Raw genomic sequence first — 24919 nt, 5'->3', positions numbered from 1 at the left:
CGCCCGAGCCGAGCCCCAGGCATGACCGCCCGCGACGCGAACCGGCCCCGCCGCGGCAGTGCGCGACGGGGCCGGAGGAGTCAGTTCCGCGGGCGGATCACCAGCCGCGGCCGCGCCACTCCGGAAGATGCGGACGCTCGGCGCCCAGCGTGGTGTCGTTGCCGTGGCCCGGGTAGACCCAGGTCTCGTCCGGAAGCGGAGCGAAGATCTTGGTCTCGACGTCGTCGATCAGGCTCGCGAAGGCCTTCGGGTCGTTGTGCGTGTTCCCCACGCCGCCCGGGAAGAGGCAGTCGCCGGTGAACACGTGCGGGTGACCGTGCGGGTCGTCGTAGACGAGGACGATCGAGCCCGGAGTGTGACCGACCAGATGGCGGGCGGTCAGCTCCACGCGGCCCACCTTGATCGTGTCGCCGTCCTCGACCGCCACGTCCGTCGCGACCGGGATGCCGTCCACGTCGAACCGGCCCGCGTACGTGCGCGCGCCCGTGGCGTCCACGACCTCCTGCAGGGCGCCCCAGTGGTCGCCGTGCCGGTGGGTGGTGACCACCGCGGTGATGCCGCTCGGGCCGATGAAGTCGAGCAGCACGCCCGCCTCCGCAGCCGCGTCGATCAGGAGCTGCTCGCCGGTGGCCCGGCAGCGCAGCAGATACGCGTTGTTGTTCATGGGGCCGACGGCGATCTTGGAGATCATCAGGTCCGCGAGTTCGTGCACGTCCGCGGGTCCGCCGACCTTCACCGCTCCGCTGTACGTCATGGATTCACCCTACAGAGCGGGCAGTACGGGGAGCAGTCCGCCGTCGCAGTCCAGGCCGGTGCCCTCCCGGCGGCCCGCGAGCCAGCCGAGCAGGTCTGCGGACGGGCCGATCACCGAGATCACCCCGCCGTTCGGGCGGCCGGTCGTCCACTGCCCGCCGTCGGTGGCGGTGATCGCGATCTGCGGCACCGTGGAGTTGCCGGAGAAGCGGTCCGCGAGGAACGTGATCTCCCGCTGCCGGAAATCGGCCGGCAGGTCCTCCAGCTCGTAGCCGACGTCCAGGTCGACGTGGTGCAGCTCCACCTCGATCAGACGTCGGAACGGCACCCGCGACGCCGTGTCGGTGACACCGTTGCGGAGCTCGACCGTCCGCGACCAGTCGGCGTCCGCGGCAGCCGCCTCCTGGAACCGCTCGGCGCTCGCGCGCAGGTCGGCCAGCTGCTCCTGCTGCGGGCGCGGGGCGTCCCGCTCGATGTCGCCGTCGCGGGCCTCGGCGCTCGCGTACATGGGGCGGCCCGCGAGGACGTTCACCAGGGCGTCCGCGTTGCGGGAGAGGTGGGCGAGGACGTGCCCGCGGGTCCAGCCCGGGAGCCGTGACGGTGCGGCGATCGCCGCGTTGTCCAGTTTGCCGACTGCGGTCAGGAGACGATCGGTCGCTTCACGCAGAGTCGCCAGGTCACGCACATGATCACTCATGGTCCCGACGATAGTCCCGCCACTCGTACGGGTGAAGGTGCCAGACCGTGGCCTTAAATCGAATGCGCGTGCTATAGCCTGGGTCGAGGCACTCTTGGACTGTAGGAATGCGAAGCGGTGCCGAGGAGTTTCAATCAGTGCAGTCCTTCGCTGTGGTGGCCCCCATAGTCTGTCGAGACGGGGGCCCCGCCCCCGCTTCTCTAGTGAAAGGTGCGGACCGGCGTGGCCGACCGTCTCATCGTCCGTGGCGCGCGCGAGCACAACCTGAAGAATGTCTCGCTCGACCTTCCGCGCGACTCGCTCATCGTCTTCACCGGTCTGTCCGGTTCCGGCAAGTCCTCGCTCGCCTTCGACACGATCTTCGCCGAGGGCCAGCGGCGGTACGTGGAGTCCCTGTCCTCGTACGCCCGGCAGTTCCTCGGGCAGATGGACAAGCCCGATGTCGACTTCATCGAGGGCCTCTCGCCCGCGGTCTCCATCGACCAGAAGTCGACCTCGCGCAACCCGCGCTCCACGGTCGGCACCATCACCGAGGTCTACGACTACCTGCGCCTGCTGTTCGCACGCATCGGCAAGCCGCACTGTCCGGAGTGCGGCCGGCCCATCGCCCGCCAGTCGCCGCAGGCCATCGTCGACAAGGTCCTGGAGCTCCCCGAAGGCAGCCGCTTCCAGGTGCTCTCGCCGCTGGTGCGTGAGCGCAAGGGCGAGTTCGTCGACCTCTTCTCCGACCTCCAGACCAAGGGCTACAGCCGCGCGCGCGTGGACGGGCAGACCGTCCAGCTCTCCGAGCCGCCCAAGCTGAAGAAGCAGGAGAAGCACACCATCGAGGTGGTCGTCGACCGCCTCACCGTGAAGGACTCCGCCAAGCGCCGCCTCACCGACTCCGTGGAGACCGCCCTCGGCCTCTCCGGCGGCATGGTCGTGCTCGACTTCGTCGACCTCCCCGAGGACGACCCCGAGCGCGAGCGGATGTACAGCGAGCACCTCTACTGCCCGCACGACGACCTCTCCTTCGAAGAGCTCGAACCCCGCTCCTTCTCCTTCAACTCGCCCTTCGGCGCCTGCCCCGACTGCACCGGCATCGGCACGCGCATGGAGGTCGACCCCGAGCTGATCGTCCCCGACGAGGAGAAGTCGCTCGACGAAGGCGCCATCCACCCCTGGTCGCACGGCCACACCAAGGAGTACTTCGGCCGCCTGACCGGAGCCCTCGCCGACGCCCTCAGCTTCCGTACGGACACCCCTTGGGCAGCGCTCCCGCAGCGCGCGAAGAAGGCCCTCCTCAACGGCCACAAGACCCAGATCGAGGTCCGCTACCGCAACAGGTACGGCAGGGAGCGGGTCTACACGACGCCCTTCGAAGGCGCCGTCCCGTTCGTCAAGCGCAGGCACAGCGAGGCCGAGAGCGACGCCAGCCGCGAGCGCTTCGAGGGCTACATGCGCGAGGTGCCCTGCCCCACCTGTGACGGCACGCGTCTCAAGCCGATCGTCCTGGCCGTCACCGTGATGGGGAAGTCCATCGCCGAGGTCTCCGCCATGTCGATCGCCGACTGCGCGGACTTCCTCGCCGAGCTGACGCTCAACGCCCGCGACAAGAAGATCGCCGAGCGTGTCCTCAAGGAGGTCAACGAACGCCTCCGCTTCCTGGTCGACGTCGGCCTGGACTACCTCTCCCTGAACCGCGCGGCAGGCACCCTCTCCGGCGGCGAGGCCCAGCGCATCCGGCTCGCCACCCAGATCGGCTCCGGCCTCGTCGGCGTGCTGTACGTCCTGGACGAGCCGTCCATCGGCCTGCACCAGCGGGACAACCACCGCCTCATCGAGACCCTGGTCCGCCTGCGCGACATGGGCAACACCCTGATCGTCGTCGAGCACGACGAAGACACGATCAAGGTCGCCGACTGGGTCGTCGACATCGGCCCCGGCGCCGGTGAGCACGGCGGCAAGGTCGTCCACAGCGGCCCCATGAAGGAGCTGCTGAAGAACGCCGAATCGATGACCGGGCAGTACCTCGCGGGCAAGAAGGCCATCCCGGTCCCCGACATCCGCCGCCCCGCCGACCCGGCCCGCCGCCTCACCGTGCACGGCGCCCGGGAGAACAACCTGCGGGACATCGACGTGTCGTTCCCGCTCGGCGTGCTCACCGCCGTCACCGGAGTCTCCGGATCCGGCAAGTCCACGCTGGTCAACGACATCCTGTACACGCACCTGGCCCGCGAGCTGAACGGCGCCCGCAACGTCCCGGGCCGGCACACGCGCGTGGACGGCGACGACCTCGTCGACAAGGTGGTGCACGTCGACCAGTCACCCATCGGTCGTACGCCGCGCTCCAACCCGGCCACGTACACCGGGGTCTTCGACCACGTCCGCAAGCTGTTCGCCGAGACCACGGAGGCGAAGGTCCGCGGATACATGCCGGGACGGTTCTCGTTCAACGTCAAGGGCGGCCGCTGCGAGAACTGCTCCGGCGACGGCACGATCAAGATCGAGATGAACTTCCTCCCGGACGTGTACGTCCCGTGCGAGGTCTGCCACGGCGCGCGGTACAACCGCGAGACCCTGGAAGTGCACTACAAGGGCAAGTCCATCGCCGAGGTCCTGGACATGCCCATCGAGGAGGCGCTCGACTTCTTCGAGGCGGTCCCGACCATCGCCCGGCACCTCAAGACGCTCAACGAAGTCGGCCTGGGGTACGTGCGGTTGGGCCAGTCCGCGCCGACCCTCTCCGGCGGTGAGGCGCAGCGCGTCAAGCTCGCCAGCGAACTGCAGAAGCGCTCCACGGGCCGCACGGTGTACGTCCTGGACGAGCCCACCACCGGTCTGCACTTCGAGGACATCAGCAAGCTGATCACCGTCCTCTCCGGCCTGGTCGACAAGGGCAACACGGTCATCGTCATCGAGCACAACCTCGACGTGATCAAGACCGCCGACTGGGTCGTGGACATGGGCCCCGAAGGCGGCAGCGGCGGCGGCCTCGTCATCGCCGAAGGCACCCCCGAGGAAGTGGCCGGCGTCCCGGCCAGCCACACCGGCAAGTTCCTGCGGGACATCCTCGGCGCCGACCGGGTCAGCGACGCCACGGTGCCCCCGGCCCGTAAGCGCACCACCAAGAAGGCCGTGAACAACACGGTGGCGGCCAAGGCCCCCGCGCAGAAGACCGTCACGGCGAAAACCGGCACTACAAAGGGAGCGGCGAAGAAGACGACCAAGTCCGCCGCCACCGCCCCCGCCAAGAAGACGGCCCGCACCCGCAAGGCCTGACGCACGGCAACCCCGCCGGGCGGGCTCGTACGCAGCGACAGACGTACGGGCCCGCCCGGCGGCGGTAGGCCGAGGGACCCGTGCGGCCGCGCGCGCCCGGAGGGGCGCCGGGAGGCTCCGCGGGCACGGGCCTGCCCTGCGAGCACCTGGAGGCCCGCCGGTCACCGTGCTGATCTGCACCGGTATCGTCGGGTGTGCGTCACCGACCCGCCGCACGACGCGTGCTGCGCGGTGCCGCACCCCCACCCGCATCGGCCCCCGCCTTCGACGATGTGCGCCGATGCCCCGACCACCCGTGGAGACCCCATGTCCGGCAAGGCCGCCGCCCGTCGTACCGTCCTCAAAGGCGCAGCCCTTGCGGGTACGGCAGGCCTGGGCGCAGCGGCCTGCTCCACCGAGTCCAAGGTCGGTCACGCCAAGAACCCCACGCCCACCGCGCCCGTCGACCTCGGCGACGCGGAGGCGGTGCCGGTCGGCGGCGTCAAGCTCTACCGCGAGCAGCGCCTCCTCGTGACGCGCTCCGCCAAGGGCGAGTACAAGGCGTTCAGCGCCCAGTGCACCCACGCCGGCTGCGTCCTCGACAAGATCGAGAAGGACGAGGGCAACTGCCCCTGCCACGGCAGCAGGTTCAGCGTCCACACCGGCGAAGCCCTCAAGGGCCCGGCCACCGTGCCGCTCCCGAAGGTCCCGGTCAGGACCGAGAACGGCAAGCTGATCGCCGGCCCCGAGGCCTGACCCGGCCGCACGCCGAACACGCACAGCCCGGACCGCGTACGCCCCCGCCGCGCACCATCCCGCCGACGTACGCCCTGCCGTGCACCGCCCCGGCCGTGCACCATCCCGGCCGCGCCCCGCCCCGACGGCGTACCCCTCACTCCCAGTCCCACCCGATCCCCAACAACCCCGCCCGCACCTCCGGCTCCACCAGGTGCACGAAGCGGTGTCTGCCGCTCAACGTGAGGTCCTGCAGACCGCTGCGCCGAGAGCCCGCCGAATGCTGCGCGAAACGGTGGCAGCGCACCGGCAGCGCCTTCGGATGGAACCGGACCTGCAGCGCGTACTGCCCGCCCGCAAAACTGAACCCGCGGACGTACTCGCTGCTCGGGCCCGCCGTGCCGTCCTCGAACGCGTAGTGGAACAGAAACGTGTCCCCGATGCGCAGCCGGGCGTCGAAAAGCAACTCGGTCACGAGAATGCCCGAGTCACGATGCCAACGCACCCGCCCCGTACGGCAGTTCTCCACCGCCCTGACCCGCACCCGCTCCGGAGAGCACCCCGGGTCGCCGTGGTGGATCGCCACATAGCGGTCCACGCCGTCCCGGTGGGCGCGCACGACATGCTGCGAATCCCGCCCCAGCAGCTCCCGCCGAGCGCCGATCCGCACCCGCTCCTGGTGGCCCACGGTGTGCAGCCCGCCGTCCAGCGGCGCCCCGAGGTCACCGAGCAGCGACTCGATCACGCCGGACACGTCGAGCAGTGAGCGGTACGAGCGGGTCGGAGGCCGTTCCGGGGCGGCGCTCGGGTCGAGCAGCCGCAGCAACGACTCCTCCGGCAGCCGCAGCACCTCCTCCAGGGCGCGGACCGCGCGCAGCGACTCGGGGCGCTGCGGCCGACGGGCGCCCTGCTGCCAGTAACACAGGCTCGTCACACCGACGTTCACACCCTTGCCGGCGAGATGGTGCCGGACCCGGTGCAGCGGCAGCCCGCGCACACTGATCGCCGCGCGCAGGGCGACATGGAACGGACCGTCGCGCAGCGCGGACGCCAACTCGGCCGCCTCCGGGGTGTTTTCACCGGTGCTCGGCATGGGCCAGCCCTCCCTGTGAACGTTCACGACGACGCTGTGACCGAGGCACGTGCGGCTGCCATCGGTTCCTGGTCGTCGCGGGGGACGTGTTCACACCCGTACGCCCCCGTTCACGTCCCGTGCCACCCCGCATTGAAGCGGGTTGACCTGCTCCGGACAACACCTGATGCTCCTGCACAGCGTCCGGACGCGCTCCTCCACTCCCCACCCCTGCTCAGGGAGGAACGCGATGCGCAACCGAAAGAGACGGCTGCTCGCCGCCGCCGCGATCGCCGTGACAGCCGTCCTCGGCACCCCCACCGCCCACGCGGACCCCAACGCCCCCACGGCCGCCACAGACCGGCAGAGCGCCGCCACGGCCCCGTCGGACGGCGTCTCCGCGCTCGCCGCGCGCCGGCTCGACATCACGATGCAGGCGCAGCAGAAGTCCAACTGGTGCTGGGCGGCGGCCGGCAACACCATCGCCGCCCACCTGGGCGAGAACTACACGCAGAACCAGTTCTGCAACGCCGCCTTCCACCGCCAACAGGGCACCGACTGCCCCAACGACCAGGCGACGCTGGGCAACGTGCAGAACGCGCTGCGCTGGATGGGCGTCAACCCCGGGTCGTACGTGAACGGCTGGCTGCGCTACCCGACGGTGCAGGGCGAGGTGAACGCCGGACGCCCCGTGGAGACCCGCATCCAGTGGTCGAACGGCGGCGGCCACATGCACGTCCTCTACGGCTACGACGACGCGAACAGCTGGGTCTACTGGGGCGACCCCTGGCCCACCAGCGACCGCTACAACTGGGCCTCGCACGCCTGGTACGTCGACAACAACACCTTCTCCTGGACCCACTCGCTCTACCGGATCGGGGCGTGACCGCGATGAGCCGACCCGTAGCCGTACCCGTACCCCTCAAGGCCGTGCTCGCCGGTGCGGCGGCCACGCTGCTGCTCGGCCTCGGCGCGCCCCGGGCGGCCGCCACTCCCGCACAGGGCGAGACGCCGCCCCCACGGGACGAGACGCCGACCGCCGCCGCACGCGCGGCAGCGCACGAGGCGGCCGTCTCGCCCGGCACCAGGGCGACCCTGTCCCGCTTCTTCGCCCGCGAGGGAACCGTCACAGCGACGGCCGCCGAACCGCGCATCAAGGGTGACGCCGTCCCCGTGTACTACTTGGCGCCGGATTTCGTCGCAGGAAAGAAGGGCGCCCCCGTGGCCCGCCTGGAGTTCCTGGCCAGCAAAGCCGTCTCGTCCGACGGTCAGGAGGCCTCCCTGTGGACGGTGAAGCAGGACGGCGCCTGGAAGGTGGTGAACATCGCCACAGGGGACGACGAGACGCACTACGCGCGCGTGGGCGCCGAGAAGCTCCCCGGAGGCACCGTCTTCCACGAGCCGCAGATCAACGCCTGGTACGTCACGCACCACGCGCGCGTGCTGCCCCTCGACCAGGACGCCGCCCGCGCCATCGGCCCCGACGGGACCTCACTCTCCGCCTACCGCGAGCGAGTTGAGCAGTCCTACGGCGACAAACTGCCCGGCTCGGCGTACGCGAAGTCCGGCAAGGCGGGCGGCTATGCGGCACAGCCCGACGCCGCACCGGAATCCGGCCCTCCGACCGCGACCGCGACCGCAACGGCGACGACGGCGGCCGTGACCGTGGCCTCCACCGCCGCGGGCCTCGGCGCGTGCACGGCCCTCGGCCTGGCCGTCGTACGCACCGTACGGACGCGACGAACCCACCGCCGGGCCGCAGCGGAGAGCTGACTCGTCCCTGAGCTGACTCGTCCATGAGCTGAGCGGCGCGCAAGCTGAGCGACCCGTGATGCCGTCCACACCCGTGGGCGGCATCACGGTGCACGGCCCCGGCTGTCGGTCCCCGCCAGTAGGGTGAGAGTCATGGCTGACCCCTCCACCTACCGCCCCAAGCCGGGACAGATCCCCGACTCCCCGGGGGTCTACAAGTTCCGCGACGAGCACCGCCGGGTGATCTACGTCGGGAAGGCCAAGAGCCTGCGCCAACGGCTCGCCAACTACTTCCAGGACCTGGCGAGTCTGCACCCGCGCACCCGCTCGATGGTCACGACGGCCTCCTCCGTCGAGTGGACCGTGGTGACGACCGAGGTCGAGGCGCTCCAGCTCGAGTACACGTGGATCAAGGAGTTCGACCCGCGGTTCAACGTCAAGTACCGCGACGACAAGAGCTACCCGTACCTGGCGGTCACCCTCAACGAGGACTACCCGCGGGTCCAGGTCATGCGCGGCGCCAAGAAGAAGGGCGTGCGCTACTTCGGCCCGTACGGACACGCGTGGGCCATCCGCGAGACGGTCGACCTGATGCTCCGCGTCTTTCCGGTGCGCACCTGCTCGGCGGGCGTCTTCAAGAACGCCGCCCGCACCGGCCGCCCCTGCCTCCTCGGGTACATCGGCAAGTGCTCGGCGCCCTGCGTGGGCCGCATCAGCGCCGAGGACCACCGCGAACTGGCCGAGGACTTCTGCGACTTCATGGCCGGCCGCACGGGTGCGTACCTCCGCCGCCTGGAGAAGGAGATGGCCGCCGCGGCCGACGAGATGGAGTACGAGCGGGCGGCCCGCCTGCGCGACGACATCGAGGCGCTGCGCCGCGCGATGGAGAAGAGCGCGGTCGTCCTCGCCGACGACACCGACGCGGACCTGATCGCCCTGGCCGAGGACGAGCTGGAGGCGGCGGTGCAGATCTTCCACGTCCGCGGCGGCCGGGTCCGCGGCCAGCGCGGCTGGGTCACCGACAAGGTCGAGGCCGTCACCACGGGCGACCTGGTCGAGCACGCCGTGCAGCAGCTCTACGGCGAGGAGAGCGGGGACGCCGTCCCCAAGGAGGTCCTCGTCCCGGCCCTGCCCGACCCGGTGGCGCCCGTGCAGGCGTGGCTCGCCGAGCGCCGCGGCAGCGGGGTCGACCTGCGTGTGCCGCAGCGGGGCGACAAGCGCGCCCTGATGGAGACGGTCCAGCGCAACGCCCAGCAGGCCCTCGTGCTGCACAAGACGAAGCGGGCCTCCGACCTGACGACCCGCTCCCGCGCCCTGGAGGAGATCGCCGCGGCGCTCGACCTGGACAGCGCGCCGCTGCGCATCGAGTGCTTCGACATCTCGCACCTCCAGGGGGACGACGTCGTCGCGTCCATGGTGGTCTTCGAGGACGGCCTCGCCCGCAAGAGCGAGTACCGCCGGTTCCAGATCAAGGGCCGCGTCGGCGACACCCAGGTCTGGCACGGCGAGGGCCAGGACGACGTCCGCTCGATGCACGAGGTGATCGCCCGCCGCTTCAAGCGGTACATCGCCGAGAAGGAGAAGACCGGCGAGTGGGCAGAGGAGACGACCCCCGAGGAGGCCCTCACCGAGGAGGACGGCCGCCCGAAGAGGTTCGCGTACCCACCGCAGCTCGTCGTCGTGGACGGCGGAAAGCCGCAGGTCGCGGCGGCCAAGCGGGCCATGGACGAGCTGGGCATCGACGACGTCGCGGTGTGCGGCCTGGCCAAGCGCCTGGAGGAGGTCTGGCTGCCGGACGAGGACGACCCGGTGGTCCTGCCCCGCTCCAGCGAGGGCCTGTACCTGCTCCAGCGGGTACGTGACGAGGCGCACCGTTTCGCGATCGCCTATCAGCGAAAGAAGCGGGCCAAGAGGTTCCGGGCGGGGCCTCTCGACGCGGTGCCCGGTCTCGGGGAGACGCGCAAACAGGCGCTCATCAAGCACTTCGGTTCCGTGAAGAAACTGCGGTCCGCCACAATTGAGCAGATCTGTGAGGTCCCCGGGATAGGCCGCAAGACGGCCGAGACGATCGCCGCGGCTCTCGCCGGAGCGGCCCCCGCCGCCCCGGCGGTGAACACGGCGACCGGAGAGATCATTGAAGAAGAGGCACCCGTGACGGCGGAGGCCGCAGAGGCACCCGCGGGCGCCGTGGAGAGACGGGGGCAGGAGACATGACAGAGCGCGAAGAAGACGGAGCACAGGTGAGTACGGGTACGGGCATCGTCGAGCCCGGCGAGGCCGCGGAGGCCGCCATCCCCGAGCTGGTGATCATCTCCGGCATGTCCGGGGCAGGCCGCTCCACCGCGGCCAAGTGCCTCGAGGACCTCGGCTGGTTCGTGGTGGACAACCTGCCGCCCGCGCTGATCCCCACCATGGTGGAGCTCGGCGCCCGCTCGCAGGGCAACGTGGCGCGCATCGCGGTCGTCGTGGACGTCCGCGGCCGCCGCTTCTTCGACAACCTCCGGCAGTCCCTCGCGGACCTGGAGGCGAAGAACGTCACGCGGCGGATCGTGTTCCTGGAGTCCTCCGACGACGCCCTGGTGCGCCGCTTCGAGTCGGTGCGCCGCCCGCACCCGCTCCAGGGCGACGGCCGCATCGTCGACGGCATCGCCGCCGAGCGCGACCTGCTGCGCGAACTGCGCGGCGACGCCGACCTGGTGATCGACACCTCCAGCCTCAACGTCCACGAGCTGCGCGCCAAGATGGACGCCCAGTTCGCCGGCGACGAAGAGCCCGAACTCCGCGCCACCGTCATGTCGTTCGGGTACAAGTACGGCCTGCCGGTCGACGCCGACCTGGTCGTCGACTGCCGCTTCCTGCCCAACCCGCACTGGGTCCCGGAGCTCCGTCCGTACACGGGCCTGAACGAGGAGGTGTCGGGTTACGTCTTCAACCAGCCCGGCGCCAAGGAGTTCCTCGACCGGTACAGCGAGCTGCTCCAGCTGATCGCGACGGGCTACCGCCGCGAGGGCAAGCGGTACGTCACGATCGCCGTCGGCTGTACGGGCGGAAAGCACCGCTCCGTCGCCATGTCGGAGAAGCTCGCCGCGCGCCTCGCCACCGAGGGCGTGGAGACCGTCGTCGTCCACCGGGACATGGGGCGCGAGTGAAACCCCAGCCCCGTCGGGCCCGGCTCAGCCGCCTCAGCCGCAGGCGCTCGGCCCAGCCCAAGGTCGTCGCGCTCGGCGGCGGAATGGGCCTGTCGGCCTCGCTCGCCGCCCTGCGCCGGATCACCGGCGACCTGACGGCCGTGGTCACCGTCGCGGACGACGGCGGCTCCAGCGGCCGGCTCCGCGACGAGCTGGGCGTGCTCCCGCCCGGCGACCTGCGCAAGGCCCTGGCCGCGCTGTGCGGTGACGACGACTGGGGCCAGACCTGGGCCCGCGTCATCCAGCACCGCTTCCAGTCCCAGGGCGAACTGCACGAGCACGCGGTCGGCAACCTCCTGATCGTCGCCCTCTGGGAGCAGCTCGGCGACCATGTCCAGGCCCTCGACCTGGTGGGCAAGCTCCTCGGCGCGCACGGCCGGGTGCTGCCCATGTCCGCCGTGCCGCTCGAACTGCAGGCGCTGGTCAAGGGCCACGATCCGGAGCGGCCGGGCGAGGTGGACACGGTGCGCGGGCAGGCCAATGTGGCGCTGACCCGTGGCGAGGTGCAGTCCGTGCACCTGGTGCCGAACGACCCGCCCGCCGTGCCCGACGCCGTCGCCGCGGTGCTCGACGCGGACTGGGTGGTGCTGGGCCCCGGCTCCTGGTTCTCCTCGGTGATCCCGCATCTGCTGGTGCCGGAGCTGCTCGAGGCGCTCACCGAGACCAAGGCTCGCAAGGTGCTCTCCCTCAACCTCGCGCCGCAGCCCGGAGAAACCGAAGGTTTCTCCCCGCAGCGTCATTTGGAGGTTTTGGGACGACACGCCCCTAAACTCGCCCTGGACGTGGTGCTGGCCGACGAGGCCGCCGTGCCCGACCGGGACAGCCTCACCGACGCCGCCAAGCGTCTGGGGGCGGCGGTCGAGCTGGCGCCGGTGGCCGAGGCCGTGGGTTCTCCGAAGCACGACCCGGAGCTGCTGGCCGCCGCGTACGACCGTATTTTTCGGATGCATGGAAGGATCGGCCCATGGCGATGACGGCAGCGGTGAAGGACGAAATCTCCCGGCTCCCCGTCACCCGGACCTGCTGCAGAAAAGCAGAGGTCTCGGCGATTCTTCGGTTCGCCGGTGGCCTTCACCTGGTCAGCGGCCGCATCGTGATCGAGGCGGAGCTGGACACGGGCGTCGCGGCCCGGCGGCTCAAGAAGGACATCCTGGAGATCTTCGGGCACAGCTCGGAGCTCATGGTGATGGCCGCGGGCGGCCTGCGGCGCGGCTCCCGCTTCGTCGTACGGGTGGTGGCGGGCGGCGACCAACTGGCGCGCCAGACCGGCCTGGTGGACGGTCGCGGCCGGCCGATCCGCGGTCTGCCCCCGCAGGTCGTCTCGGGCGCCACGTGTGACGCGGAGGCCGCCTGGCGCGGCGCGTTCCTGGCGCACGGTTCGCTGACGGAGCCCGGCCGCTCCTCCTCCCTAGAGGTGACCTGCCCCGGCCCGGAGGCGGCGCTCGCCCTGGTGGGCGCGGCCCGCAGGCTGTCCATCGCAGCCAAGGCCCGCGAGGTGCGCGGCGTGGACCGCGTCGTCGTCCGCGACGGCGACGCGATCGGCGCGCTCCTCACCCGGCTCGGCGCGCACGACTCGGTGCTCGCCTGGGAGGAGCGCCGGATGCGCCGCGAGGTCCGCGCCACGGCCAACCGCCTGGCCAACTTCGACGACGCCAACCTGCGCCGCTCGGCCCGCGCCGCGGTCGCCGCGGGCGCCCGTGTGCAGCGCGCCCTGGAGATCCTGGGCGACGAGGTGCCGGAGCACCTCGCGGCGGCCGGCCGGCTGCGCATGGAGCACAAGCAGGCCTCCCTGGAGGAGCTGGGCGCGCTCGCCGACCCGCCGCTGACCAAGGACGCCGTCGCGGGCCGCATCCGCCGCCTCCTGGCGATGGCCGACAAGCGCGCCCAGGACCTCGGCATTCCGGGTACGGAGTCGAACCTGACGGAGGAGATGGCCGACAACCTCGTCGGCTGACCGCCCCGCCTCGTCGGCCGACCACCCTCGGGCGGCCGCTCGTAGCATCCGAAAGCCGTCGGTGTCCGGAGAGATCCGGACACCGACGGCTTTTGCGTGCCGTACGCGCCGGATACGGCCAGGTCGGGCCGCCGCCGGAAACCGTCCCGTCTCACAACCTGAACGCGATCGTCATCCGAAAACCGTCGATCCGGCGTGCACTGGGTGTCACTTGACGTCGTCGGCACTTTCACTCTCGGAGCGCTCCGACCGGCCCCCGAAAGGGTGCGGAGGGTACCTCCGGATGAGCCCCGGAAGGTTGCCCTCCGGAGGCTCGGAGGCGACTTCCGCAGGCCTCGCGCGGTCGTTACGGGGCGTGACAGCGGAGGTGTCGGAGGCGGTCCGGAAGGGCACTCAAATGAGGCCGCTTGCGCCCGTCTGATGGGCCAAGCGCTTGCTTCGCCGCCCTGTTGACTCTGAGTGACGAACGGAGGTCCGTATCCGCAAACACGGTGCGCGCCGCCGCAACTCGTACGGACCCACTCGATGTCACTCGAACGTCTCAGGAGAGGTAGGGTCGAAGGCGGTCGGGGACATCCCATTCAGCTCGCCGGCGCACAGACCGGCGTACCAACGAGGAGATCGGTTCGTGACGATCCGCGTAGGCATCAATGGCTTCGGTCGCATCGGCCGCAACTACTTCCGGGCGCTCCTGGAGCAGGGCGCGGACATCGAGGTCGTTGCCGTCAACGACCTGGGTGACACCGCGACCACGGCCCACCTGCTGAAGTACGACACCATCCTTGGGCGCCTCAAGGCCGAGGTCACCCACACCGAGGACACCATCACCGTCGACGGGCACACCATCAAGGTGCTGTCCGAGCGCAACCCCGCCGACATCCCGTGGGGCGACCTGGGCGTCGACATCGTCGTCGAATCGACCGGCATCTTCACGAAGAAGGAGGACGCCGCCAAGCACATCGCGGGCGGCGCGAAGAAGGTCCTGATCTCGGCTCCGGCCAAGGACGAGGACATCACGATCGTGATGGGCGTCAACCAGGACAAGTACGACCCGGCGCAGCACCACGTCATCTCCAACGCCTCCTGCACCACCAACTGTGTGGCGCCGATGGCCAAGGTTCTCGACGAGAACTTCGGCATCGTCAAGGGCCTGATGACGACGGTGCACGCGTACACCAACGACCAGCGCATCCTGGACTTCCCGCACAAGGACCTGCGCCGCGCCCGCGCCGCCGCGGAGAACATCATCCCGACGACCACCGGCGCCGCCAAGGCCACCGCCCTCGTCCTGCCGCAGCTCAAGGGCAAGCTCGACGGCATCGCCATGCGCGTCCCGGTCCCCACCGGCTCCGCCACGGACCTGGTCGTCGAGGTCTCCCGCGAGGTCACCAAGGACGAGGTCAACGCCGCGTTCAAGAAGGCCGCCGACAGCGGCGACCTGAAGGGCATCCTCTTCTACACCGAGGACCCGATCGTGTCCTCGGACATCGTCAGCGACCCGGCTTCCTGCACGTTCGACTCCTCCCTGACCATGGTCCAGGAGGGCAACTCGGTGAAGATCCTCGGTTGGTACGACAACGAGTGGGGTTACTCGAACCGACTGGTCGACCTCACCACCTTCGTCGGCGGCCAGCTCTGACCCGGATTTGATTCGGACAGGCAATTCGATGTGAGCTACGGGGCTCGGGCAGCGCGATCTCGCGCCGTCCGGGCCCCGTAGCTGTTGCTCGGAAGCTTTCAAGGAGTCCCTGAGAAATGAAGACGATCGACGAACTTCTCGCCGAAGGCGTCGCCGGAAAGCGGGTATTCGTCCGCGCCGACCTCAACGTGCCGCTGGACGGCACCACCATCACCGACGACGGCCGCATCCGCGCCGTGCTCCCGACCGTGAAGGCGCTCGCCGACGCGGGCGCGCGCGTCGTCGTCGCCTCCCACCTGGGCCGTCCCAAGGGCGCACCGGACCCGGCGTTCTCCCTCGCCCCGGCCGCGACCCGGCTCGGTGAACTCCTGGGCGCCGACGTGCAGTTCGCCACCGACACCGTCGGCGACTCCGCCAAGTCCGTCACGTCCGGCCTCGCCGACGGCCAGGTCGCCGTCATCGAGAACCTGCGCTTCAACGCCGGCGAGACCTCCAAGGACGACGCCGAGCGCGGCGCCTTCGCGGACCAGCTGGCCGAGCTCGCCGACCTCTACGTGGGCGACGGCTTCGGCGCCGTGCACCGCAAGCACGCCTCGGTGTACGACCTCCCGGCCCGGCTCCCGCACGCCGCGGGCTACCTCATCGCCAAGGAGGTCAGCGTCCTCAAGAAGCTCACCGAGGACGTCAAGCGCCCGTACACCGTGGTCCTCGGCGGCGCCAAGGTCTCCGACAAGCTCGCCGTCATCGACGAGCTGCTCGGCAAGGCCGACCGCCTCCTCATCGGCGGCGGCATGGCGTACACCTTCCTCAAGGCCAAGGGGCACGAGGTCGGCATCTCCCTGCTGCAGGAGGACCAGATCCCGGCGGTCAAGGAGTACATGGAGCGCGCCGAGAAGAACGGCGTCGAGCTCGTCCTCCCGGTCGACGTCCTGGTCTCCACCGACTTCCCGGACCTGAAGACCAAGGCCCCGGCCGACTTCGACACCGTCGACGCGGACCAGATCCCCGCGGACAAGGAGGGCCTGGACATCGGCCCGAAGTCCCGCGAGCTGTTCGCCTCCAAGATCACCGACGCCGAGACGGTGTTCTGGAACGGCCCCGTCGGCGTCGCCGAGCACCCCGACTACGCTGGCGGCACGACGGCCATCGCGCAGGCCCTGCTGGACAGCAAGGGCTTCACGGTGGTCGGCGGCGGCGACTCGGCCGCCGCCGTCCGCAACCTGGGCTTCGACGAGTCGAAGTTCGGCCACATCTCGACCGGTGGCGGTGCCTCCCTCGAATACCTCGAGGGCAAGACCCTGCCCGGCCTCGCCGCACTGGAGGACTGACCCTTAATGAGCACGCGTACGCCCCTGATGGCGGGCAACTGGAAGATGAACCTCAACCACCTCGAGGCCATCGCCCACGTCCAGAAGCTCGCCTTCGCGCTCGCCGACAAGGACTACGAGGCCGTCGAGGTCGCCGTCCTTCCGCCCTTCACCGACCTGCGCTCCGTGCAGACCCTGGTGGACGGCGACAAGCTCAAGATCAAGTACGGCGCCCAGGACATCTCGGCGCAGGACTCCGGTGCGTACACCGGCGAGATCTCGGGCCCGATGCTGTCGAAGCTCAAGTGCACCTATGTCGCCATCGGGCACAGCGAGCGCCGCCAGTACCACAACGAGAACGACGAGATCTGCAACGCCAAGGTGAAGGCCGCCTACAAGCACGGCCTGACCCCGATCCTGTGCGTCGGTGAGGGCCTCGACATCCGCAAGGCCGGCCAGCAGGTCCAGTACACGCTGAACCAGGTCGAGGGCGGCCTCAAGGACGTCCCCGCCGAGCAGGCCGAGTCCATCGTGATCGCCTACGAGCCGGTGTGGGCCATCGGCACCGGCGAGGTCGCCACCCCCGAGGACGCGCAGGAGGTGTGCGGCGCGATCCGCGGCAAGCTCGCCGAGCTGTACTCGCAGGAGCTGGCCGACAAGGTCCGCATCCAGTACGGCGGTTCCGTGAAGTCCGGGAACGTGGCCGCGATCATGGCTCAGCCCGACGTCGACGGCGCCCTCATCGGCGGTGCCGCGCTCGACGCCGACGAGTTCGTCAAGATCGTCCGATTCCGCGACCAGTGAGACGGCGAACCGTCGAGCACTGAGTATGCGGTAGCGACGTAACGTCGTACCCTTGCGGGGTCCGAGGCTTGCTTTTCTGAGCTTTCCGCTCATTCACGCGAGACTCGGGCCCCGTCGTCGTTCAGATACCGAGGAAGTTGGTCCAGCCGTGGTTATGGGGTTCTCGATCGCCCTGATCGTCTTCAGCGGACTGCTGATGCTTTTGGTGCTCATGCACAAGGGCAAGGGCGGTGGACTCTCCGACATGTTCGGTGGCGGCATGCAGTCCTCCGTCGGCGGCTCCTCGGTCGCCGAGCGCAACCTCGACCGCATCACCGTCGTGGTCGGTCTGCTCTGGTTCGCGTGCATCGTCGTGCTCGGCCTGCTGATGAAGCTCGACAGCTGACTCTTTATCGTCCTGCCGGTTGACGCAGTAACGCCGTACGCCTTTTATAGGCGGCTTATTATGGCCGTGCGTCTCCGGGGCGGGGGAGTGTAACTCCGAACACTGGACGCGCGTTGGGCCTTACGTAGACTGGGGCACCCGCGGCACGGCCGCCGGTGAGCAACGCTGTGCAGCACTGTTACGCAGGGAGTTACGACCGTGGCAAGTGGCAACGCGATCCGTGGAAGTCGGGTCGGAGCGGGGCCGATGGGCGAGGCCGAGCGGGGCGAGTCCGCGCCGCGCCTGCGCATCTCCTTCTGGTGCTCCAACGGGCATGAGACACAGCCGAGCTTCGCCAGCGACGCGTCGGTCCCCGACACCTGGGACTGTCCGCGCTGCGGATTCCCGGCAGGCCAGGACCGGGACAACCCGCCGGACCCGCCGCGCACCGAGCCCTACAAGACGCACCTCGCCTACGTGCGGGAGCGGCGCAGCGACGCCGACGGCGAGGCGATCCTCGCCGAGGCACTCGCCAAACTGCGCGGCGAGATCTAGGAATTGAGACCGGCCGGACACCGCGAGGTGCCCGGCCGGAGCTGTTTCTCCAGCCGCTCCCCAGCCACAGCACCAGCCGCACACCAGCCCCGCACCCAGCCGTTTCCCCAGGTCGCAGGCCGTTCCGCGGCGATTGTCAGTGGCGCCCTCTAAGGTCTTCAGCAGGTCGTCAAACGGCAGGCCGGGAGGGGGAGTTGGCGTGACCACGGGGGCAACAGGGGCAACGGGGGCTGTGGAGACAGCCGATGCGGAAGAGACGCGCGCACCGTCCTGGCGCGGAGGCTTCGGACGCCTCTGGACGGCCGCGATCGTCTCGCGGTTCGGGGACTCCCTGCGCATCGCGGCCCTGCCGCTGCTCGCCGCCTCGCTGACGGACGATCCGCTGCTCGTCGCCCTCGTCACCGCTTCCGGCTATCTGCCCTGGCTCCTCTTCGGACTGCTCGGCGGAGCCATCGCCGACCGCGTCGACCAACGCCGCGCCATGTGGGCCGTCGATCTCGTACGCGGGCTGCTGATCGGCGTGTTCGCCCTCGCCGTCGCCTTCGACCGGTCGAGCATCGCGGTCCTGGTGGCGCTCGCGTTCACGCTCACCACACTCCAGACCCTCTTCGACAACGCGGCCACGGCACTGCTGCCGTCCCTCGTGGAACCCGCGGCGCTCGGCAGTGCCAACGCCCGCCTCCAGACCGGGCAGATGCTCGTCAGCAGCTTCGTCGCCACCCCGGCCGTGCCGCTGCTGCTCGCCGCCGGCGCGGCCGTCCCGTACGCCGCGGACGCCGCCACCTATCTCGTCGCCGCCGCGCTCGTCGCCTCCTTGCGTACGGCGCCGCGCGAGCGGGAGGAGAGACCCAGCGGGCGGACACTGCGGGCCGACATCGCCGAGGGGCTGCGCATCCTGTGGCGCGACCGCACACTGCGTGGCCTGTGCATATCGGCCACGTTGTGCAACATCGGCGTCGGCGGCCTCATCGCCACCCTCGTCCTGCACGTCACGGGCTGGCTCGACGCGGGCGAGACGGCCTACGCGCTGTGCCTGTCCTCGTACGGAGTCGGCAGCGTGGTCGGCGGGTTCTGCGCCAACCGGATCGGGCGGCGCGTCGGGCGGCTGCGCAGCGTGCTCGTCGCCGGGGCGCTGCAGATCGGGCCGCTCGTCGCGATCGGGCTGATCCGCAGCGTGTGGGCGGTCGTCGTGGGCCTGGTGGTGTTCGGCTTCATGGGCATGGTGTGGAACGTCAACGAGGTGACGCTGATGCAGCAGCGCAGCCCCGTCGCGGCGCTCGGGCGGATCAGCGCGGCCTTCCGGACCCTGTCGCTCGGCGGGGCGCCCCTCGGGGCGATGCTCGCCGGCGCAGCGGCCGCCGCGTGGGGGCTCAACACCCCGGCGCTGCTCGCCGCCGGACTGTTCGTGCTGTCCGTCGTCGCGCTGATACCTGCGCTCAAGCCACCCGTCACCGCTCCTTAAGTCGGCCGACAGGGGACAGACAGCTCATACCGCTCACTGATCAATTAGGTTGGTCGGGCAGCGGGGAAGTTGCAGGCTCAGGTAAGAGAGAAGGCTGAAGTCCCAGATGAACGCAGCAAGCCGGACCACCAGGCTCAACCAGTTGCCGGAGTGGGCGGCGCTCGCCAAGCACCGGGAGCAGCTGGGCGAAGCGCACCTGCGGGAACTGTTCGCCGAGGACCAGCAGCGTGCCGGGAAGTACACGGCGCAGGTGGGGGACCTGCACGTCGACTACTCGAAGCAGCTGGTCACCGACGAGACGCTGACGCTGCTGCGCGAACTGGCCGCCGCCACCGACGTGTTCGGGCTGCGCGACGCCATGTTCCGCGGCGAGAAGATCAACACGACCGAGGACCGCGCCGTGCTGCACACCGCGCTGCGTGCTCCGGCCGACGCGGTCATCGAGGTCGACGGCGAGAACGTCGTGCCGAAGGTGCACGCTGTGCTCGACAAGATGGCGGCCTTCGCCGACAAGGTCCGTGCGGGGGAGTGGACCGGCCACACCGGCAAGCGGATCCGCAACGTCGTCAACGTCGGCATCGGCGGCTCCGACCTCGGCCCCGCGATGGCGTACGAGGTGCTGCGCTCCTACACCGACCGCGAGTTGACGTTCCGCTTCGTCTCCAACGTGGACGGCGCCGATCTGCACGAGGCCGTGCGGGACCTGGACCCGGCGGAGACGCTGTTCATCATCGCGTCGAAGACCTTCACCACCATCGAGACGATCACCAACGCCACTTCCGCGCGGAACTGGCTGCTGACCGGGCTGCGGGCGGACCAGGAGGCCGTGGCCAAGCACTTCGTGGCGCTGTCGACGAACGCCGAGAAGGTCGCCGAGTTCGGCATCGACACGGCCAACATGTTCGAGTTCTGGGACTGGGTCGGCGGCAGGTACTCGTACGACTCGGCGATCGGGCTGTCCCTGATGATCGCCATCGGCCCCGAGCGCTTCCGGGAGATGCTGGACGGCTTCCGCCTGGTCGACGAGCACTTCCGCACGGCGCCGGCGGAGTCCAACGTCCCGCTCCTGCTCGGCCTGTTGGGGGTCTGGTACGGCGGGTTCTTCGACGCGCAGTCGCACGCGGTGCTGCCGTACAGCCACTACCTGTCCAAGTTCACGGCGTACCTTCAGCAGCTGGACATGGAGTCCAACGGCAAGTCGGTGGACCGGGACGGGAACCCGGTGGAGTGGCAGACCGGGCCGGTGGTGTGGGGCACGCCGGGGACCAACGGGCAGCACGCGTACTACCAGTTGATCCATCAGGGCACGAAGGTGATCCCGGCGGACTTCATCGGCTTCGCGAAGCCCGTCGAGGACCTGCTGCCCGGCCTGGCCGCGCAGCACGATCTGCTGATGGCCAACTTCTTCGCGCAGACGCAGGCGTTGGCGTTCGGCAAGACGCCGGACGAGGTGCGGGCGGAGGGCGTGCCCGAGGAGCTGGTCGCGCACAAGACGTTCCGCGGCAACCACCCGACGACCACGATCCTCGCGGCCGAGCTGACGCCGTCCGTGCTCGGCCAGCTCATCGCGCTGTACGAGCACAAGGTGTTCGTGCAGGGCGCGATCTGGAACATCGACTCGTTCGACCAGTGGGGCGTGGAACTCGGCAAGGTCCTCGCGAAGCGGGTCGAGCCGGCTCTCACCGAGGGCGCGGAGGTCGAGGGGCTCGACGCCTCGTCCAGGGCGCTGGTGGCCAAGTACCGGGAACTGCGGGGGCGTTGAGCCCAGGCGTACGGAAGGGGCGGGCCCGGGGAGGAAACCCCGGACCCGCCCCGAGCCGAGCCGTGCCGTGCCGTGCCGTGCCGTGCCGAGCCGGAAACCGGCCTTCGGCGGTGGGCCGCTTACGGCGACGCCGGCGGGTACAGATCCCGCGGCAGCTGGGAAGCCGCCGCCGAGTCCAGGAGCCACAGCGTGCGCGAGCGGCCGCGGGCGCCCGCCGCCGGGGCCTGGATCTCGCCCGCGCCCGACAGGGCGATCGCCGCGGCCTGCGCCTTGTCCTCGCCCGCCGCGAGGAGCCACACCTCACGGGCGGAGCGGATCGCGGGCAGCGTGAGGGAGATCCGCGTGGGCGGCGGCTTGGGCGCGCCGTGGACGCCGACCACCATCCGCTCGGTCTCCCGCACCGCGGGCAGCTCCGGGAAGAGCGACGCCACGTGGGTGTCCGGGCCGACGCCGAGGAGCAGCACGTCGAAGGTGGGGACCTCGCCGTGGTTCTCCGGCCGTGCGGCGGCGGCCAGTTCGGTGGCGTACGCCTCGGCCGCCGCGTCCGCGTCGATGCCGTACGGGCCGTCGGAAGCGGGCATGGCGTGCACCCGGGCCGGGTCGAGCGGCACCGAGTCGAGCAGGGCCTCGCGGGCCTGCGTGACGTTGCGCTCCGGGTCGCCGTCCGGCAGGAACCGCTCGTCGCCCCACCACAGGTCGAGGCGGCTCCAGTCGACGGCGTCCCGCGCGGGGGAGGCGCCGAGCGCGGCGAGCAGGCCGTTGCCGTTGCGGCCGCCGGTGAGGACCACCGAGGCGGAACCGCGGGCGGCCTGCGCGTCCACGATCTTCGTGATCAGGCGGGCCGCGGCGGCCTGCGCCATGAGTTCCTTGTCGCGGTGGACGACGAGCTGAGGTGCTGTGCTCACTTCGACGCCGCCTTCGCACCGCGGCCGCCGGACGAGCCCGAACCGGCCTTCTTCGCCGAGGACTTGGAGGCCGAGGCCTTCTTACCGGCCGCCGAGCCCGAGCCCGATCCCGAACCGGACCCCGATCCCGAACCGGACCCCGAAGCCTCCGCCGAGCCCGACCCCGAAGAACCCTCCGAACCCGAAGCAGACCCAGAACCAGACCCAGCCCCCGCCCCGGCCGCCGCCTCCGCAGGAGACAGCACCTCCGGAACCGTCCGTGCCGGATCCGGCTCCGCCAGCCGGTCCACGCCGTACTTCAGCGCCGACGCGTACGTGTCGTCCGGGTCGAGGCGGCGCAGCTCCTCCGCGATCAACTCGGCCGTCTCGCGCCGCTTCAACGCCACCGCGCGGTCCGGCTGGCCCTGCATCGAGAGCGTCGCCAGGGCGCCGTCGGGCCGGTCGAGGACGATCGGACCGCAGTCCGTCTCCATGCGTACGGCGGTCAGGCCGGGGCCGCTGGACAGCGAGCGCGTCACCGGCACGGACAGCCGGTCCGCGAGCCACATGCCGAGCAGCTCACAGCTCGGGTTGAACTCCTCGCCCTCCACCTCGGCCGCGGTGACCTGGCAGGTCACCTGGTCGAGCGCGGCGGCCAGCATGGAGCGCCACGGGGTGATCCGGGTCCAGGACAGATCCGTGTCGCCCGGCGTGTACGTCTCCGCGCGCGAGGCCAGCTCGTGGATGGGCTGCTCGCAGGCGTACGTGTCGGTCACCCGGCGCTGCGCCAGCGCGCCCAGCGGGTCGTTGGCGGGGTCGAGCGGCGCGTGCACCGGCCACCACACCACGACCGGGGCGTCCGGAAGCAGCAGCGGCAGGACCACCGACTGGGCGTGGTTGAGGACGTCGCCGTACAGCCGCAGGATCACCGTCTCGCCGGTGCCCGCGTCGACGCCCACCCGCACGTCCGCGTCGAGGCGCGAGGACGTGCGGTCACGCGGGGAGCGCGCGGCCCGCTTGATGACGACGAGGGTGCGCGAGGGGTGCTCGCGCGAGGCCTCGTTGGCCGCCTTCAGGGAGTCGTACGCGTTCTCCTCGTCGGTGACGATGACCAGCGTGAGCACCATGCCGACGGCGGGTGAGCCGATGGCGCGGCGGCCCTGCACGAGGGCCTTGTTGACCTTGCTGGCCGTGGTGTCCGTGAGGTCGATCTTCATGGGCGGCGCCAGCTCCGTCCGTCTCGTTCGAGCATTTCGTCCGCCTCGACGGGGCCCCAGGTGCCCGACGGGTACTGCGCGGGCTTGCCGCTCACGTCCCAGTGCTGCTCGATCGGGTCGAGGATGTTCCAGGACAGCTCGACCTCCTCGGTGCGCGGGAAGAGGTTGGAGTCGCCCAACAGGACGTCCAGGATGAGCCGTTCGTACGCCTCAGGGCTGGACTCCGTGAAGGACTCGCCGTACGCGAAGTCCATGGACACGTCCCGGACCTCCATCGACGTGCCCGGCACCTTCGAGCCGAACCGCATCGTCACGCCCTCGTCCGGCTGGACCCGGATGACCAGGGCGTTGTGCCCGAGCTCCTCGGTCGCCGTGTGGTCGAACGGGGAGTGCGGGGCGCGCTGGAAGACGACCGCGATCTCGGTGACGCGGCGGCCGAGGCGCTTGCCGGTGCGCAGATAGAACGGGACGCCCGCCCAGCGGCGGTTGTCGATCTCCAGCTTCATCGCGGCGTACGTGTCGGTCGTCGACTGCGGGTCGATGCCGTCCTCTTGGAGGTAGCCGATGACCTTCTCGCCGCCCTGCCAGCCGGCCGCGTACTGGCCGCGGACCGTGTGCTTCGACAGGTCCTTGGGCAGCTTCACCGCGCCGAGGACCTTGGTCTTCTCGGCGGCGAGCGCGTCCGCGTCGAAGGAGGAGGGCTCCTCCATCGCGGTCAGGGCGAGGAGTTGGAGCAGGTGGTTCTGGATGACGTCACGGGCGGCGCCGATGCCGTCGTAGTACCCGGCGCGGCCGCCGATGCCGATGTCCTCGGCCATGGTGATCTGCACGTGGTCGACGTACGACCGGTTCCAGATCGGCTCGAAGAGGGTGTTCGCGAACCGCAGCGCCAGGATGTTCTGGACGGTCTCCTTGCCCAGATAGTGGTCGATGCGGAAGACCTGCTCGGGCTGGAACACCTCGTGCACGATGGCGTTCAACTCCCGCGCGGAGGCGAGGTCGTGGCCGAAGGGCTTCTCGATGACCGCGCGCCGCCAGGAGCCCTCGCTCTGGTCGGCCAGGCCGTGCTTCTTCAGCTGCTGCACGACGTTGGGGAAGAACTTCGGCGGCACCGACAGGTAGAACGCGAAGTTGCCGCCCGTGCCCTGCGCCTTGTCGAGCTCCTCCATCGTCGACTTCAGCGTCTCGAACGCCTCGTCGTCGTCGAAGTCGCCCTGCACGAACCGCATGCCCTGACTCAGCTGCTGCCAGACCTCCTCGCGGAAGGGGGTCCGGGAGTGCTGCTTGACCGCGTCGTGCACCTCCTGCGCGAAGTCCTCGTCCTGCCACTCGCGGCGGGCGAAGCCGATGAGCGAGAAGCCCGGCGGCAGCAGCCCGCGGTTGGCCAGGTCGTACACGGCAGGCATCAGCTTCTTACGGGACAAATCGCCCGTGACGCCGAAGATCACCAGGCCCGACGGCCCCGCGATGCGCGGGAGCCGTCGGTCCAGTGCGTCACGAAGCGGGTTTGCTCCGTCGACAGTGGGGGACAAGA

21 protein-coding genes are annotated in these 24919 nt (G+C 70.3%); 15 read left to right on the top strand and 6 right to left on the bottom strand.

The window, feature by feature from the left end; translation table 11 throughout:
• Positions 1 to 97 precede the first annotated feature (97 nt).
• Entirely contained in the window at positions 98 to 754 is a 657-nt protein-coding gene (locus tag ACIDOF_RS03695; protein ID WP_409004173.1) for an MBL fold metallo-hydrolase, read from the bottom strand.
• Between the two features lie 9 nt (positions 755 to 763).
• Positions 764 to 1450 (bottom strand): maleylpyruvate isomerase family mycothiol-dependent enzyme, encoded by a 687-nt coding sequence (locus tag ACIDOF_RS03690; RefSeq protein ID WP_409004172.1) that lies wholly within the window; start codon positions 1448 to 1450, stop codon positions 764 to 766.
• A gap of 222 nt (positions 1451 to 1672) precedes the next feature.
• On the opposite strand from ACIDOF_RS03690, the gene uvrA reads away from it, so the two are divergent.
• Both uvrA and ACIDOF_RS03680 read left to right on the top strand, forming a co-directional pair.
• Complete coding sequence (gene uvrA, locus ACIDOF_RS03685) at positions 1673 to 4711, top strand: excinuclease ABC subunit UvrA (RefSeq protein WP_409004171.1); 3039 nt, start codon at positions 1673 to 1675, stop codon at positions 4709 to 4711.
• A gap of 306 nt (positions 4712 to 5017) precedes the next feature.
• Positions 5018 to 5446, top strand: a complete 429-nt coding sequence (locus ACIDOF_RS03680) for a Rieske (2Fe-2S) protein (protein WP_409004170.1) — start codon at positions 5018 to 5020, stop codon at positions 5444 to 5446.
• Between the two features lie 136 nt (positions 5447 to 5582).
• Here ACIDOF_RS03680 and ACIDOF_RS03675 read toward each other — a convergent pair whose 3' ends face one another.
• A complete protein-coding gene (locus tag ACIDOF_RS03675; RefSeq protein ID WP_409004169.1) occupies positions 5583 to 6518 on the bottom strand; it encodes a hypothetical protein in 936 nt (311 codons plus the stop codon).
• A gap of 229 nt (positions 6519 to 6747) precedes the next feature.
• Between ACIDOF_RS03675 and ACIDOF_RS03670 the strand changes: the two genes are divergently transcribed.
• From ACIDOF_RS03670 to pgi, 13 genes are all read left to right on the top strand, one after another.
• Entirely contained in the window at positions 6748 to 7383 is a 636-nt protein-coding gene (locus ACIDOF_RS03670; protein WP_409004168.1) for a papain-like cysteine protease family protein, read from the top strand.
• 5 nt (positions 7384 to 7388) lie between these two features.
• Entirely contained in the window at positions 7389 to 8270 is an 882-nt protein-coding gene (locus tag ACIDOF_RS03665; RefSeq protein ID WP_409004167.1) for a hypothetical protein, read from the top strand.
• A gap of 132 nt (positions 8271 to 8402) precedes the next feature.
• The gene (gene uvrC / locus ACIDOF_RS03660) at positions 8403 to 10463 is read left to right on the top strand and encodes an excinuclease ABC subunit UvrC (protein ID WP_409004166.1); all 2061 of its coding nucleotides are present in this window, start codon (positions 8403 to 8405) and stop codon (positions 10461 to 10463) included.
• Positions 10460 to 11398, top strand: a complete 939-nt coding sequence (gene rapZ, locus ACIDOF_RS03655; RefSeq protein WP_409004165.1) for an RNase adapter RapZ — start codon at positions 10460 to 10462, stop codon at positions 11396 to 11398. The genes uvrC and rapZ overlap by 4 nt, the downstream gene beginning before the upstream one ends.
• Entirely contained in the window at positions 11395 to 12411 is a 1017-nt protein-coding gene (gene yvcK, locus ACIDOF_RS03650) for a uridine diphosphate-N-acetylglucosamine-binding protein YvcK (RefSeq protein WP_409004164.1), read from the top strand. Before rapZ ends, yvcK begins: the two co-directional genes overlap by 4 nt.
• Positions 12402 to 13391 carry a DNA-binding protein WhiA gene (gene whiA / locus ACIDOF_RS03645; RefSeq protein ID WP_409004163.1) on the top strand — a complete coding sequence of 330 codons (990 nt, stop codon included), beginning with the start codon at positions 12402 to 12404 and terminating at the stop codon, positions 13389 to 13391. The genes yvcK and whiA overlap by 10 nt, the downstream gene beginning before the upstream one ends.
• 628 nt (positions 13392 to 14019) lie before the next feature.
• On the top strand, positions 14020 to 15030 hold the full coding sequence (gap, locus tag ACIDOF_RS03640; protein ID WP_409004162.1) for a type I glyceraldehyde-3-phosphate dehydrogenase: 1011 nt from the start codon (positions 14020 to 14022) through the stop codon (positions 15028 to 15030).
• A 116-nt stretch (positions 15031 to 15146) separates the two neighbouring features.
• On the top strand, positions 15147 to 16358 hold the full coding sequence (locus ACIDOF_RS03635) for a phosphoglycerate kinase (RefSeq protein ID WP_409004161.1): 1212 nt from the start codon (positions 15147 to 15149) through the stop codon (positions 16356 to 16358).
• Positions 16359 to 16364: 6 nt separating this feature from the next.
• Entirely contained in the window at positions 16365 to 17141 is a 777-nt protein-coding gene (gene tpiA, locus ACIDOF_RS03630) for a triose-phosphate isomerase (RefSeq protein ID WP_409004160.1), read from the top strand.
• Between the two features lie 154 nt (positions 17142 to 17295).
• Positions 17296 to 17526 (top strand): preprotein translocase subunit SecG, encoded by a 231-nt coding sequence (gene secG / locus ACIDOF_RS03625; RefSeq protein WP_282542781.1) that lies wholly within the window; start codon positions 17296 to 17298, stop codon positions 17524 to 17526.
• 198 nt (positions 17527 to 17724) lie between these two features.
• A complete protein-coding gene (locus ACIDOF_RS03620; RefSeq protein ID WP_409004159.1) occupies positions 17725 to 18060 on the top strand; it encodes an RNA polymerase-binding protein RbpA in 336 nt (111 codons plus the stop codon).
• A gap of 232 nt (positions 18061 to 18292) precedes the next feature.
• Positions 18293 to 19522, top strand: a complete 1230-nt coding sequence (locus tag ACIDOF_RS03615) for an MFS transporter (protein ID WP_409004158.1) — start codon at positions 18293 to 18295, stop codon at positions 19520 to 19522.
• 106 nt (positions 19523 to 19628) lie between these two features.
• Positions 19629 to 21284, top strand: coding sequence for a glucose-6-phosphate isomerase (pgi, locus tag ACIDOF_RS03610; RefSeq protein ID WP_409004157.1), 1656 nt, complete (start codon positions 19629 to 19631; stop codon positions 21282 to 21284).
• Positions 21285 to 21403: 119 nt separating this feature from the next.
• On the opposite strand, the gene pgl is transcribed toward pgi, so the two are convergent.
• Genes pgl through zwf form a run of 3 tightly spaced genes read right to left on the bottom strand, consistent with a single transcriptional unit; the run spans position 21404 to position 24917 of the window.
• A complete protein-coding gene (pgl, locus tag ACIDOF_RS03605; RefSeq protein WP_409004477.1) occupies positions 21404 to 22144 on the bottom strand; it encodes a 6-phosphogluconolactonase in 741 nt (246 codons plus the stop codon).
• Positions 22145 to 22185: 41 nt separating this feature from the next.
• A complete protein-coding gene (gene opcA / locus ACIDOF_RS03600) occupies positions 22186 to 23385 on the bottom strand; it encodes a glucose-6-phosphate dehydrogenase assembly protein OpcA (protein ID WP_409004156.1) in 1200 nt (399 codons plus the stop codon).
• Positions 23382 to 24917 carry a glucose-6-phosphate dehydrogenase gene (gene zwf, locus ACIDOF_RS03595; RefSeq protein WP_409004155.1) on the bottom strand — a complete coding sequence of 512 codons (1536 nt, stop codon included), beginning with the start codon at positions 24915 to 24917 and terminating at the stop codon, positions 23382 to 23384. Before zwf ends, opcA begins: the two co-directional genes overlap by 4 nt.
• Positions 24918 to 24919: the final 2 nt, after the last annotated feature.

This window comes from Streptomyces sp. Da 82-17, from assembly GCF_046098215.1.
Taxonomy (GTDB): Bacteria; Actinomycetota; Actinomycetes; order Streptomycetales; family Streptomycetaceae; genus Streptomyces.
Note: the sequence above shows the minus strand (reverse complement) of the source record. Positions and strands in the feature narration are given on the sequence as shown.

Excerpts from the sequence above, each read along its gene's own strand:
- ACIDOF_RS03675 (WP_409004169.1), bottom strand. The coding sequence starts at position 6,518 with ATGCCGAGCACCGGTGAAAACACCCCGGAGGCGGCCGAGTTGGCGTCC.
- ACIDOF_RS03635 (WP_409004161.1), top strand. The coding sequence starts at position 15,147 with ATGAAGACGATCGACGAACTTCTCGCCGAAGGCGTCGCCGGAAAGCGG.
- whiA (WP_409004163.1), top strand. The coding sequence starts at position 12,402 with ATGGCGATGACGGCAGCGGTGAAGGACGAAATCTCCCGGCTCCCCGTC.
- ACIDOF_RS03695 (WP_409004173.1), bottom strand. The coding sequence starts at position 754 with ATGACGTACAGCGGAGCGGTGAAGGTCGGCGGACCCGCGGACGTGCAC.
- opcA (WP_409004156.1), bottom strand. The coding sequence starts at position 23,385 with ATGAAGATCGACCTCACGGACACCACGGCCAGCAAGGTCAACAAGGCC.
- ACIDOF_RS03665 (WP_409004167.1), top strand. The coding sequence starts at position 7,389 with ATGAGCCGACCCGTAGCCGTACCCGTACCCCTCAAGGCCGTGCTCGCC.
- uvrC (WP_409004166.1), top strand. The coding sequence starts at position 8,403 with ATGGCTGACCCCTCCACCTACCGCCCCAAGCCGGGACAGATCCCCGAC.
- rapZ (WP_409004165.1), top strand. The coding sequence starts at position 10,460 with ATGACAGAGCGCGAAGAAGACGGAGCACAGGTGAGTACGGGTACGGGC.
- tpiA (WP_409004160.1), top strand. The coding sequence starts at position 16,365 with ATGAGCACGCGTACGCCCCTGATGGCGGGCAACTGGAAGATGAACCTC.
- pgi (WP_409004157.1), top strand. The coding sequence starts at position 19,629 with ATGAACGCAGCAAGCCGGACCACCAGGCTCAACCAGTTGCCGGAGTGG.
- ACIDOF_RS03690 (WP_409004172.1), bottom strand. The coding sequence starts at position 1,450 with ATGAGTGATCATGTGCGTGACCTGGCGACTCTGCGTGAAGCGACCGAT.
- ACIDOF_RS03680 (WP_409004170.1), top strand. The coding sequence starts at position 5,018 with ATGTCCGGCAAGGCCGCCGCCCGTCGTACCGTCCTCAAAGGCGCAGCC.
- secG (WP_282542781.1), top strand. The coding sequence starts at position 17,296 with ATGGGGTTCTCGATCGCCCTGATCGTCTTCAGCGGACTGCTGATGCTT.
- ACIDOF_RS03670 (WP_409004168.1), top strand. The coding sequence starts at position 6,748 with ATGCGCAACCGAAAGAGACGGCTGCTCGCCGCCGCCGCGATCGCCGTG.
- pgl (WP_409004477.1), bottom strand. The coding sequence starts at position 22,144 with ATGGCGCAGGCCGCCGCGGCCCGCCTGATCACGAAGATCGTGGACGCG.